Origin of the sequence: Ureibacillus manganicus DSM 26584 (assembly GCF_000772945.1) — a bacterium.
GTDB classification, from domain to species: domain Bacteria; phylum Bacillota; class Bacilli; order Bacillales_A; family Planococcaceae; genus Ureibacillus; species Ureibacillus manganicus.
Window position 1 is genome coordinate 53,425 of the sequence record NZ_JPVN01000019.1, and the last position, 11,452, is coordinate 64,876.

An 11,452-nucleotide genomic window follows, 5' to 3' on the forward strand; every position below is an offset into this window, starting at 1 on the left:
GCTTCCATAATGGATTAAACCTTTTAAAACTCAATACCCCTTATTTTCGCTTCAATCTCTTTACGCTTTGATTCTAAAAACGGCGGTAACTCTAATTTCGATCCAAGTTCTTCAATTGAAGCGTCCCGTGTAAATCCTGGACCGTCTGTTGCTAATTCAAAAACTATGCCGTTTTCTTCTTTAAAATATAAACTTTCAAAATAGTAACGATCAGTAAATTTCATAATGATAAAGCCAAAATCCTTTATTCTTTGTTCCCAATAACGTAGGTCATCACTATTTTTTACTCGAATCGCCAAATGGTGAACACTTCCGCGGCCTGGTTTCTCTTTTGGTCCACCATGTTTGACTATTACAATTTCACCAAAGGATTGACCTTGAATTGATTGTAAAACTACCTGATTGTCAGAATTGGATTTAATGATATAACCAAAAATATTTTGTAACACATTTGATAATGTATCTAACGACTGGACTGTTATTTCTACAGGTCCCATACCAACAATTCTATGTTGAGGTAATACATTTGAATCATCCCATTCTGTCCAAAACTCAGGCACAGTTTCTTCATTGTTATTTAATAAAACTAACCTTAGGCCATCATTATCTTCAAAATGGAGTGCTGATCTCCCTGCATATTCCGTAATTTCTCCATGTTTTACGCCAAGAATTGTAAAACGTTCTTTCCAGTAAACAAGACTTTCAAAAGATGGAACTAATAATCCAATTCTAGTAATCGCATCGGTTCCCCTGTGAGTTCTTCCAACCAACGGCATTTCAAAAAAAGTTAACCCAGTACCAGGGCTGCCTACTAAATCACCATAGAAAACATGAACCATTGATGGATCATCTTGGTTTACTGATACTTTTACTCTACGTAGACCAAGAATGTTTTGGTAAAATCCATTATTCACTTTTAGATTTTTAGTAATCATCGAAATGTGATGATGTCCTGCGATGTTTTTCATTTGTATCACCTATAGTTTATTTAATATGTTTCCATATTATCTCGAATTCGAGATATACGAGGGTATTAATATTTCAAATAATGAACTTTGTATAGCTTTCACATTTTACCTTGAACTCAATTATCTTAAATTCGAGATAAATTTAACATAATAGTTCATTGATTGTCAATAATAGCACAAGCTTCAAAAAAAAATAGCATTAATCCTTATCGTGGATTAACGCTATTTAAAGATGTATTACCTTCGGCATAACACACCTAGAGTCTTTTTCTAATTTCGTTTACAAGTAATTGCTTTTCTTTCTCTGAAATCGCATCAGCAGAAAGCTTACGTGCAGCGATCGGAACAATCCACGGTTCCATGTCATTACAGTTCATACCCGTATGAAGTGTATATTCATCCATAAAAACTCGGATGATAATTTCTCTATTGGAATCAAAGTTGTGAACGATTTGTTTTGGTGTATTGGGTGGTAGTACGGCAAATTTAATCATGACGATGAATTCAGCTATATCTGCTTCTGGACTTCCAATTGAGGCGTCATTCCAATCAATTAAAACAAGCTCACCATCTTTGAGGATCACATTGTTAGGGTTTGGATCGCCGTGACAAATTTTGTTATTAACTGGTAAATGTGCTAAATGATCAATTACACTTTGCTTTTCAATTTCACTTAAATAGTTCACTCGCAAGATTTGTCTCGTTAAATATTCTCTTTGCTGGGGCATTTCAGGATGTGTTAGTTGATGGAGCTTGCTTAATAGGCGAGCAATATTACGAACATCCACCAAATCAAGAATGGGTTCACCTTTATCAATCTTTTTAGCTAGTTGAGTGAATAATCTTTCTTTGATTGTTTCACCATATACTCTCTCAAAAATGATACCAGGACGATTATTCACCTGTACAATTTCAAATGCTTCAGGAACTGAAATTCCTAATTCCCATACAATTTGATTGTTCTTAAGTTCTCTCTGCAAATCCGATAACGTTGCATTTGGTTTTGCTAATTTTATGATTTTGTTCGTGCTGCCTTCCCATTCAAAAACCTCCGACGTACCACCTTCACCTAATTTTCTACCTAGTGTCATCGAGTCTCCTCATGATTTGAAGGGAGGATAAAACCTATAAAATCCCCTTTTAACACGTCTTTTTCATTCTGATTATTGCAAGTAAAGGATGTATTGATTGCTATTCGATTATTCTTGTCCAACTCATATTTATCAATTTTAACATGGCAAGTAATCGTATCCCCTGTAAATACAGGTCGCAAAAATTCAAAATGCATTGTACGAGCTAAAACGTTTAAGTCTCCACCGATTTTTGTTGGTAGTGTTGCTGTTAGTAATCCTTGAATGACGAGTCTCCCCTGTTCATCTGTTGTTCGGTGATGGACACCTGCATCACCTGAAATTTCTATAAACAGCTCAACATCTCTTTTCGTAAATATCCTTTGAAACGTAATTAAATCTCCCACTTTTAAAGACATAGAATCTCCCCTTAAAATCTATTTCTATTAATAGCTTAAGAATCCCGTCATAAAGGTTATATGAGAATTTTTGTCATAATATAATCCGTCTGTTCTTCATCGCCCATATAAAAAGAGTGAGTTCCTGATTTCACAAACCCCATTCTCTCATAGAAGGCAATGGCATTTTCATTCTTTTCCCATACACCTAGCCAAATTTTCCTTTTATTTTGCTCCATTGCAATTTCAATCGCTTTATTGATTAAAAGTTTGCCAAGTCCATTTTTTTGGAATGTGCCTTTTATATAAATTCGTTCGACTTCTAATGCTTCGTTGCCCAATTCTTCAGACTGTGCTTCGTTTGTATTGACTTTTAAATAGCCAGCAATTTCGTTATTTACGTATGCCAAGAAGAATTGTGAGGAAAGGTTTGATAATTCTGTTGTTAATTGGTCTACGTGAAATGCCTTTTCTAAGTAGGACTTCATATTTTCCGGTGAATTTTGGTCTCTAAATGTTTCATCAAACGTTTCAATCCCTATTTTTTGAAGTGTGAGTACATCTTCAAAGTTACATTCTTTTATTTTTATATCCATCTATAAACAACTCCTAATAAATTCTCTTATTACCCTTTTTAACAAATTCCCAGTCAACTTCTACATTCTTTCGAACTCTAAGAAGGAGTTGGAGTATGACTTCTGCTTCACTTTCGGAAAATCCCTTTAAGGCCACACTGTTGGAATAGTCATTTTCTCTTTTAATAAAGGGATAAATATTCTTTCCTTTCTCAGTCGGAAAGAGCTTTTTTATTTTTTTGTTTTGTTCGTCATCTTTCTTGTGAATAAATCCGCTCATTTCAAGTTTCTTAATAGCTCTTGCAGCAGTTGTACGATCAACTTTAATCATTTCAGCTAATTTCTCTTGGATAATTCCCGGGTTTTCACAAATTCGGACTAGATATAAATACTGTCCTTTTGTCAGTTCGAATTCTTTAAATTCAATATTACTGATCGAATCAAGTGCCCTTGCAATCATACCGATTTCTCGTAAAATATCCTGCATTTATAGCTCCTTTTTAAGAATTGTATTTTGTTGTAATTACAACAATAGCATAAATTAAATTTACAATTATTTTGTTGTATTTGCAACAAAATAACATGAAGACTATATCCTGTTTAAAACTTATAAACGGAAAGTAAAAACGCTCAGAAATGAGCGTTTTTTGATGTAATATTTAGTAAATTTATAAAATAAAACTCTCCTTAAAGAAATGCCCTAATTATTATTTTTTCCCTGTTTCTCATTCCCGCGCTTGAAGTTGCCCGTAATTTTAGCTAACAACAATTGTATTTTTGTATGATCATTAGCAGCTTCTTCAATTCTTTTTATAAGACGTTCGGCTTCCTTATCCTTTATTATCTTGATTTGTTTCCCTTCGTAATAAATGATGACTGTTCCTTTTTTCGTAATTAGAAAATCAAAAATACCTTCAATTAGCCTTTTTCTTTTATCTATTTCACTCATTACATAACTCCCTATTTAGTTAGTTATATACAATATGATTCTTGTTCATTAGATTGAAGTTCATACAAAATTATCATTACTGAACATTTCTTCCTTATAGTCCCTGCTAGTACAACAACTTTTTCAAATCAATTCTTGTATAGGTTTTATCAAAAGAAGAACCATCATCTTTATAATAAGTTGCTTTTTTTATATATGGTTCTGAAATAGTTTCATAACCGTGCTTTTTTATTAACTTTACCATTTTAGTGTTCTCTATAGGATCGACACTCACAAATATTTCAGTATAACCTAAATCCCTTGCAATATTTTCCCTATATCTAATTATTTCTGAACCTATACCAGTTCCCCGATAAACCTCTTTTACAAATAGGTCACTTAATTTGGGGTGTAAAATTCCTTTTAATTTTAGAACACCAAAACCTACTATAAGTGAATTTTGTTCAGCAATTACCAAATCAATTTCTTTATTCATTACTTGCTTAATATAGTTTTTAAATAAATCTAAATTATTTCTAATACTACATAAACCAGACAAGTCGTTTTCGTTCGCAGATCTTATAGTGTACTTCATTATAATTCCCCTCAATTACTGACTTGTTCAACTAATTAACGTTATGGAGTACTTCCTTCCAGTAATACCATGCTTTTAAATATTTCTCAAAATCATTTGGGTGATGTTTAATACACTTGCCTAATCTAATATATAATCCAATAATTACATATTCATACAAAGTTGAACTATTCTTTTCTTCTTTAACCAAATGATTTCCCACGAAATCAATTGTTTCTTTTGTTAAATCATCTGGGGAGGAGCAAAAGGCATAGATTAAGTCGTAAATAGGGTCTCCAATAATAGAAGTTGGATCAATCACACCACTTAGCTGATTTCCATTAAAGATGAAGTTATGAACTCCACAATCCCCGTGTAACAAGTATCGTTTACTATCTGAGCTAGTCTTTATAACCAGATTATGTACTAAATGATAATTATCTGAATCTAATCGTGAAGCTATTATTTTATTTGCTTCCACTATTTCATTCGATAGAAAAGTTTGCCATGAATCTACTGGCTGATCAACCCATCCCCAACCGTTTTCATTAGGTGCAGGTTTATACTTGTTTAGAAGTCTTTCAACTAGAGTCTCTAGTACTTCCTTTTTATTCCGTCTATTATAATTTGTAGAACCATTTATAAATGAATAAACTATGTACTTGTTTGATGGTTCTACAAACAGAAGTTTAGGTAATAATTCTGTATCCTTATAATAATCAAGGTAAATTGTCTCTGATTCAATTACTTTTGGATCATTTAATTTAACCACGTACTTATTTCCATCTACGTTTAGGAGATACAACTCACTAACTGTACCCCCAATTAATTGTTTGAATTCTGATGGTTCTGAATGAATAATACTGTAGTAGATTAGTTCATTAATTATTTTTTGTATACCCATATTTCATCTCCACTTTATGATAAGCCCTTTATTAAATTTAACCCGCCCCGATAGGTAGTTCAATAAATAAGAAATTGGTAATTTCATTTCAAGGTTCTATAGTTAAATTTCTCCATATTTGATTCCATTTTTTCTTTTTTATACGTTCAATATATTTTGAATAGTATTCACTATTCTTTTGATAAAATGGTGTAGGTCTTACTTTCAATTCAAACAAGTCTTGTGTTCCATAAGGAGCCAAAATTTCAAACTCTTTTTTACATATTCTCATAGCTATTGCAGTTGGAGTTTCGGGAAAATGAGCAACACCATCATATGATGAAGTGAAGGGATTAAATCCGTTTTTCAAATGCATACGGGCTTGATTTTTTACTGACCATGGCTCATTTGGAAGCAAAATCCTTAGTTCGTTTTCTAATTGCTTTTCCGTTTCCCACGAAGTGTCTGAGGAATTGAAATAAATTACATCAATGTCATTTATAGGAGTTTTTGTGTTATGTAAAATATCCCAAATTTTATTTCTTATAAGTCCGGCACATACCCAAGCATCAATTAAATTTAATTTCTCAACCGCTTTTAGAATTGAGAGAATATAAGTGTCGTGTGTAATTATTTCTATCAATTGTTTCTCATAGTTAATTTCATTTATCCCTCTCATTAAACCAATCTCACCTCAAGATTAATATTGTGATATAAAGACTATTTAGTAACGTTAACCCAAAAATAAATTTAAAATTCTTCTATTAATAAATCAATTAATCCGTTGGGGTAGAGAATTTTGTTTCCTAAAAGTAATTCTTCTTTAGCCACCCATATAGCACGAGTAACCTTGTTTTTTTCCGATACTATAAAATACTCATTTTGATATAAATCTTTATCTTTAAAATCAACTAAATATATCTGTGTTATTTCGTGTCCTACGTTTTCATATATATAAAAAATATTTTCAAGGCAAGAAATATAACTTTTTATAACGATTTCAACTCCTAATTCTTCATAAAATTCTCTAATTATTGTCTCGTCTGATTTTTCTCCAAGTTCTATTGTTCCGCCGATCGGACGATAATAATAACCTATTCCTTTTGAGTGTTTTCCTTCCTGTTCCTCCAAAAGAATAAAATTATCTTTAAAAATTAGTCCTAATGTATTTGCACGTGGATACATAATTGCCCCCTTAACTAAAATCTATTTATTGTACAAAACTGCCCCTCTAAGGGCCCTCGTTTGTTGAATATGGAATGAATAATCATCAGCTAGAATCGACCTTTTATGTGTATTTTTCATTTCTGATTATAATAACAAAATAAAAGCTAATTAAAAATAGTACTTCTAGTAAGAATAAAGCCCTCAAAATTATTGTGCTCTATGAAAATACTTATCATAAATAAATCTCCTCTACCCTTTTGTTCAATTTAAATCAGTTCTCTCCAATCTAATTGTTCCTGAATAAATCAAAATCCTAGCGACATTATTCATATCTCTAGGATGAAGGATTAACTAATTATAAATTATTAATTTTTGCTATATCTTCTGCAGTTAATTGAAAATCGAAAAGATCTATATTAGATGCTTGATTTTCACGGTTGTGTGATTTAGGAATAACGACTACACCTCGCTCTATTTGATATCTTAACAAGACTTGTGCACCAGTTTTGTTATAGGCTTTACCAATTTCATCTAAGACTTCTTTTTGATGGTCTTCAGCTTTCATAGGTCCCCAAGCAACTGGTGTAATGCCCTCCTCTTGTAATACGTCAAGGAGATCTTGGTTAAATTCTTTTAAGTTAATTTGTATTTGGTTAACAGCTGGCTTCACTTTAGCGAATTCTTTCATTTCGTTTAGTTGAGTTTTTCCAAAGTTTGAAACGCCGATTGCTTTTAGTTTGCCTGCCTCGTAATATTCTTCAAAAACTTCCCAAGTGTTTTTAAGTTGTTCTTTGTCTTCGATAGGGTGATGAATAAGAAGCAAGTCAAGATAGTCTGTTTGGAAGTTTTTTAGACTGTTATCAATAGCTGCTCGAGTAGCTTCCTTTGTAGATATATATTCTTCACTTGGTGGAACTTTTGTAGTAATAAATAATTCTTCTCGAGGTACATTGCTTTCTGATAAAACTCTTCCAACAAGTTCCTCATTTCGATAAGAGATAGCTGCGTCAATTGATCTGTAGCCCAGCTCAAGTGCTGACACGAGTTCAGGAATTTTATTTGTTAACGCACCGTTATAGTCGTTATTTTCTTTTCCATAAGTATTAGTACCTGTACCTACAATTGGCATTTTCAACCCATTATTAAGTGTTATGTATTCCATATTTTTAAACACTCCCTCTGTATACTCTAATTACTTTACTTACAAAGTATATTATAATAAATTATAGAATTTTCAAAAAGTGATACCAATTAAATCTAGCATTTATTATCAAGCAACAATTTAGTAAAAACTTTTTCTAATACGACAAACCCTTAAACACGAAATGTTATATGTTATGCATTTTTAGAACAGTGTAAGCAATCAGTTACTCAGACCTATTCATCATCAGAAAGGAGTTAATCAAATGGAAAACTTTTATCTGTTTGTCCTTATGTCAATTTTCCTAATTATTTTACCTGGTCCTGATACCGCCATAGCTACCAAAAACACTATTACCGTCGGGAGAAGCGGGGGTCTTAAAACAGCTTTAGGTATTTGTTGTGCACTTCTTATCCATACATCTTCTGCTGTATTAGGACTATCTGCAATAATTGTGAAATCAGCGTTATTGTTTTCTATCATCAAATACGTTGGGGCTATTTACTTAATTTATCTCGGTGTTAAGACTTTGTGGTCTTTAAAGAAAAAAGAAGAAGTAAACATTGAGATGAACACAATAAACAAATATAAAAACACATCTTGTTTTAAACAAGGATTCCTTACCAATATACTGAACGCCAAAGTAGCTGTCTTTTTCCTAACTTTTTTGCCTCAATTCGTAGACTCTGGAAATAATACCTTTCTACAGTTTCTTATCATGGGGATCACCTATACTATTTTGACTATTATATGGTTTTTACTTTATGTCTATTTAATTAATCAGATTAGTACTTTTATGAAAAAACCTAAAGCACAAAATGTTATTGAAGGAATCACAGGTACTATATTGATAGGTTTTGGTGTAAAATTAGCCCTAGAAAAGAGTCATAATTAAATTATTCTTTTTAAAAGGTAAGACCCTTAATTTCTCTAATTAAAAGGGTCTTTTTTTTACGGAATAGCTTAACCTTATCATGTTTCTTCAACTAAGCTGTTTCTATAGATAAGAAACAAGATTATCAAAAGCAATCCTAAGATCCATATCAACATCCTTCGTTAGTTGAGTAATTTCTTTTCAAGAATGATTTTATGTAATCCTTTTTCATCAATATAAGTATCAATAACATCAAATCCATTTTTTATATTCAAAACTAACATATCACGCCATTTATTCATTGTTTTTGTTTGGACAACACTATATCCGTTTTCCTTTAAATATTCATGTTGTTTTTTCATTAATTCTGAAGCAATTCCGTGTTTTCTGTAATTCCTATCAACACCCCCTAACCAACTATAAAATTTATTATTATCAAGTTCATAACCAATCTTATAACCAATAACTTTCGTACCATTCATCGCAGTTACGACCAACAATTTGGGTTTATTCGCGATTTTGTTAATCAAATCATCAGTAGTACCGAAAATATCTTTATGTAATTCTATAATTCCATCTAAAATAACATCATTTGTGATTAAATGAAAAATGATATAGTCAATTTTCAAAAGTTTTCCTCATTTCTATCGGTAAATAAAAATTATACAAACTTAATAATTGCAGATTCTTTTAACCACTATACTTCCCTTGTCTAAATGGTGCTCTAATTCAACAACATGCCTTTCTTACTCCGTATTGTGGATTAACAATTTCCAATATCAAAATTTTTAGGAAACAAATACTGCCATTATATATTTTTGAACTACTAAAAATATTCCCCATGCAACTACACCTAGTGAAATCGAAAGTACTAAATGAACAGATTGCTTTAATGAGATATAAATCACAAACAGCATAACAATCGTTGCTGGAAATCCTGCTAGGACGCCGAGTGTAAATTTGTTAATGTTTTGAGTGGTTTCCCCTTGAACCGTTAACCAAATAATACTTAATATACTTATTAAAGGTAGGGCAGCTATAATGCCTCCGTAAATAGGGTAACGTCTTGCAAATTCCGTTACAATACCAATAATGGCAGCGGAACTTATAATTTTTATTAGCAAATACATTTATTTTGATACCTCACTTAAAAGTCGAAATGCTTCAACTATCTTCTCTCTTTCATAAGCCGATAATTGGCTAAGTGCTACCCGCAACTTATCTTCATCTAATTCGGTATTTTTCTTTAATATTTCTAAACCTTTGTCTGTTAAATGTAAATACACCTTACGTTGGTCTTCATCCGACCTCTCTTTGTACAACCAGCCATAACTCACTAATTTTTTCACATGTTCTGATGCAGTATTTTGAGAAATTGATAATTGCTCAGCGATGTCACGAATCATGATGTATCGTTTTTTCTGAACCATTTGTAATATACGGACGCTTTGATGTGAAATTACTTCTTCTTGTGTAGGGTGTAAATTGAAATAAATATCAGTAAAGTATTTGTTTATTTGACGAATCATTAAGATCACCTCATTTAATATCTTACAAAACGATTATATCGTATAATACGATATATTTTCAATAATAAACCTTATCTAATGACCAAAACACTAGTGAAAGCGTATTTCCTATAATTACTTTTCAGCGTAACAAATTTTATTTTAAGAGTAATTACCCATTGCAATAGAACGTAATTTAAATTACTATATAGAGTAAAGGAGGGGAGTTCATGGAAAATGTGGATGATTTAAGGTTAAATGTTAGTTTGTTGCGTAGGAGAGTACCTAATTTAACAAGTGCAGCCAGGCAAGTAGGTTTACGCCCAGCCACTGTTTCGAATCTTTGCACAGGGAAAATTCCTGTTGCAAGAGCTGAGGTTCGAACTTTAGTTGCACTTGCAGCATTGGCCGATTGCAGTTTAGATGAATTGATTATCAGAGGGGAGAAAATCGATATGATCGAAACGAAAATCAAAACTTTGGATTTATTTGCGCCTTTAGCAAAGGGTGGCACTGTAGGTTTGGTAGCACGTCCTGGTATGGGCCAGCTTGTGGTATTATCAGAGTTACTTTATCGTTTGAAAAACGAAGCGTACAAGACAATCCTTTTAATGCCTGAAGGTGAACACCAAGGAATTAGTGATCTCGTTGAAAATGTAGAAATCATTACTAAGAATATTGATGAGACATATGAGCGAATTGCTTCTATTAATGGTGATCAAGATATCCTTTTTGTTGCAAACAGAACTCATGTGATTACAGGTGACATTCAACAATTGCAAGAAAAACTTGAAAGTATAGGAATTCACTCTGTCACGACTTTCCTTGTCGATTTAACAGGTGATGTTGTTGATGAAGATTTACCTTATGGACCACTAGAAACCTTATGGCATTTTGATGCAGATCTTGCAGCAAGACACCGTTTTCCAGCAGTTAACCCTCTAAATTCAACATCATCTGTTTTAGAAGGTGCTCATATCGACCAGGAACACTTCACAGTACAACAAAAAGCTTTAAAAATTCTCCGTCGTTATCGGGAACTCCGTGCATTAGTAAATGTTCGAGGGTTAGAACGGATACCAGCTTCTGAATTACAAACTTATATAAGAGGAGAACGACTAGAAGCTTATTTAACTCAACCGTTTTATGTTGCTGAACCTTTTACAAAAAAAATTGGAGAATCAGTTAATCTACAAGATACTTTAAAAGATGTTCAAGAAATATTAAACGGAGCCGTAGATTCTAAAGATATTTCAGAACTTGAGTATATTGGAAAAATTTAATAAGTTTAAAGAGCATTAACCTCTCGGTTAATGCTTTCAGACTGTAGACAAACTCGAAAATTTCGAGTTTGCCTGCAGTCTTT

The 11,452-nt window shown here is 32.2% G+C and carries 16 protein-coding genes; 2 read left to right on the forward strand and 14 right to left on the reverse strand.

The window, feature by feature from the left end; all coding sequences use genetic code 11:
• Window positions 1-23: 23 nt before the first annotated feature.
• The 11 genes from CD29_RS14605 to CD29_RS14655 form a co-directional block, all read right to left on the reverse strand.
• The gene (locus CD29_RS14605) at window positions 24-968 is read right to left on the reverse strand and encodes a VOC family protein (protein WP_036188404.1); all 945 of its coding nucleotides are present in this window, start codon (window positions 966-968) and stop codon (window positions 24-26) included.
• A gap of 257 nt (window positions 969-1,225) precedes the next feature.
• Complete coding sequence (locus tag CD29_RS14610) at window positions 1,226-2,059, reverse strand: aminoglycoside phosphotransferase family protein (RefSeq protein WP_036188407.1); 834 nt, start codon at window positions 2,057-2,059, stop codon at window positions 1,226-1,228.
• A complete protein-coding gene (locus CD29_RS14615; RefSeq protein WP_036188409.1) occupies window positions 2,056-2,457 on the reverse strand; it encodes a hotdog family protein in 402 nt (133 codons plus the stop codon). Before CD29_RS14615 ends, CD29_RS14610 begins: the two co-directional genes overlap by 4 nt.
• Window positions 2,458-2,513: 56 nt before the next feature.
• Window positions 2,514-3,032, reverse strand: a complete 519-nt coding sequence (locus CD29_RS14620; protein WP_036188411.1) for a GNAT family N-acetyltransferase — start codon at window positions 3,030-3,032, stop codon at window positions 2,514-2,516.
• Between the two features lie 13 nt (window positions 3,033-3,045).
• The gene (locus tag CD29_RS14625) at window positions 3,046-3,498 is read right to left on the reverse strand and encodes a MarR family winged helix-turn-helix transcriptional regulator (RefSeq protein ID WP_036188413.1); all 453 of its coding nucleotides are present in this window, start codon (window positions 3,496-3,498) and stop codon (window positions 3,046-3,048) included.
• A 213-nt stretch (window positions 3,499-3,711) separates the two neighbouring features.
• Entirely contained in the window at window positions 3,712-3,960 is a 249-nt protein-coding gene (locus CD29_RS14630; RefSeq protein WP_036188414.1) for a hypothetical protein, read from the reverse strand.
• 106 nt (window positions 3,961-4,066) lie between these two features.
• Entirely contained in the window at window positions 4,067-4,534 is a 468-nt protein-coding gene (locus CD29_RS14635; RefSeq protein ID WP_036188415.1) for a GNAT family N-acetyltransferase, read from the reverse strand.
• A gap of 31 nt (window positions 4,535-4,565) precedes the next feature.
• On the reverse strand, window positions 4,566-5,417 hold the full coding sequence (locus CD29_RS14640; protein ID WP_036188417.1) for a phosphotransferase: 852 nt from the start codon (window positions 5,415-5,417) through the stop codon (window positions 4,566-4,568).
• Window positions 5,418-5,505: 88 nt separating this feature from the next.
• A complete protein-coding gene (locus CD29_RS14645) occupies window positions 5,506-6,075 on the reverse strand; it encodes a nucleotidyltransferase family protein (protein ID WP_036188419.1) in 570 nt (189 codons plus the stop codon).
• Window positions 6,076-6,146: 71 nt separating this feature from the next.
• Entirely contained in the window at window positions 6,147-6,581 is a 435-nt protein-coding gene (locus CD29_RS14650) for an NUDIX hydrolase (RefSeq protein WP_036188421.1), read from the reverse strand.
• Between the two features lie 337 nt (window positions 6,582-6,918).
• Window positions 6,919-7,725, reverse strand: coding sequence for an aldo/keto reductase family protein (locus CD29_RS14655; RefSeq protein ID WP_036188422.1), 807 nt, complete (start codon window positions 7,723-7,725; stop codon window positions 6,919-6,921).
• A gap of 244 nt (window positions 7,726-7,969) precedes the next feature.
• Here CD29_RS14655 and CD29_RS14660 point away from each other — a divergent pair, with 244 nt between their 5' ends.
• Complete coding sequence (locus CD29_RS14660) at window positions 7,970-8,599, forward strand: LysE family translocator (RefSeq protein ID WP_036188424.1); 630 nt, start codon at window positions 7,970-7,972, stop codon at window positions 8,597-8,599.
• Between the two features lie 161 nt (window positions 8,600-8,760).
• Here CD29_RS14660 and CD29_RS14665 read toward each other — a convergent pair whose 3' ends face one another.
• The 3 genes from CD29_RS14665 to CD29_RS14675 all read right to left on the reverse strand — a co-directional run bounded on the left by CD29_RS14665 (window position 8,761) and on the right by CD29_RS14675 (window position 10,107).
• On the reverse strand, window positions 8,761-9,207 hold the full coding sequence (locus tag CD29_RS14665; protein ID WP_052124186.1) for a GNAT family N-acetyltransferase: 447 nt from the start codon (window positions 9,205-9,207) through the stop codon (window positions 8,761-8,763).
• Between the two features lie 159 nt (window positions 9,208-9,366).
• Window positions 9,367-9,708 carry a DUF3147 family protein gene (locus CD29_RS14670; RefSeq protein ID WP_036188427.1) on the reverse strand — a complete coding sequence of 114 codons (342 nt, stop codon included), beginning with the start codon at window positions 9,706-9,708 and terminating at the stop codon, window positions 9,367-9,369.
• Entirely contained in the window at window positions 9,709-10,107 is a 399-nt protein-coding gene (locus CD29_RS14675) for a MarR family winged helix-turn-helix transcriptional regulator (protein WP_036188430.1), read from the reverse strand.
• A 218-nt stretch (window positions 10,108-10,325) separates the two neighbouring features.
• Here CD29_RS14675 and CD29_RS14680 point away from each other — a divergent pair, with 218 nt between their 5' ends.
• A complete protein-coding gene (locus tag CD29_RS14680) occupies window positions 10,326-11,369 on the forward strand; it encodes a P-loop NTPase family protein (protein ID WP_036188444.1) in 1,044 nt (347 codons plus the stop codon).
• Window positions 11,370-11,452: the final 83 nt, after the last annotated feature.

Bases quoted from the DNA above. Each gene is read 5' to 3' on its own strand.
- CD29_RS14605 (WP_036188404.1), bottom strand. From the start codon at position 968: ATGAAAAACATCGCAGGACATCATCACATTTCGATGATTACTAAAAAT.
- CD29_RS14610 (WP_036188407.1), bottom strand. From the start codon at position 2,059: ATGACACTAGGTAGAAAATTAGGTGAAGGTGGTACGTCGGAGGTTTTT.
- CD29_RS14615 (WP_036188409.1), bottom strand. From the start codon at position 2,457: ATGTCTTTAAAAGTGGGAGATTTAATTACGTTTCAAAGGATATTTACG.
- CD29_RS14620 (WP_036188411.1), bottom strand. From the start codon at position 3,032: ATGGATATAAAAATAAAAGAATGTAACTTTGAAGATGTACTCACACTT.
- CD29_RS14625 (WP_036188413.1), bottom strand. From the start codon at position 3,498: ATGCAGGATATTTTACGAGAAATCGGTATGATTGCAAGGGCACTTGAT.
- CD29_RS14630 (WP_036188414.1), bottom strand. From the start codon at position 3,960: ATGAGTGAAATAGATAAAAGAAAAAGGCTAATTGAAGGTATTTTTGAT.
- CD29_RS14635 (WP_036188415.1), bottom strand. From the start codon at position 4,534: ATGAAGTACACTATAAGATCTGCGAACGAAAACGACTTGTCTGGTTTA.
- CD29_RS14640 (WP_036188417.1), bottom strand. From the start codon at position 5,417: ATGGGTATACAAAAAATAATTAATGAACTAATCTACTACAGTATTATT.
- CD29_RS14645 (WP_036188419.1), bottom strand. From the start codon at position 6,075: ATGAGAGGGATAAATGAAATTAACTATGAGAAACAATTGATAGAAATA.
- CD29_RS14650 (WP_036188421.1), bottom strand. From the start codon at position 6,581: ATGTATCCACGTGCAAATACATTAGGACTAATTTTTAAAGATAATTTT.
- CD29_RS14655 (WP_036188422.1), bottom strand. From the start codon at position 7,725: ATGGAATACATAACACTTAATAATGGGTTGAAAATGCCAATTGTAGGT.
- CD29_RS14660 (WP_036188424.1), top strand. From the start codon at position 7,970: ATGGAAAACTTTTATCTGTTTGTCCTTATGTCAATTTTCCTAATTATT.
- CD29_RS14670 (WP_036188427.1), bottom strand. From the start codon at position 9,708: ATGTATTTGCTAATAAAAATTATAAGTTCCGCTGCCATTATTGGTATT.
- CD29_RS14675 (WP_036188430.1), bottom strand. From the start codon at position 10,107: ATGATTCGTCAAATAAACAAATACTTTACTGATATTTATTTCAATTTA.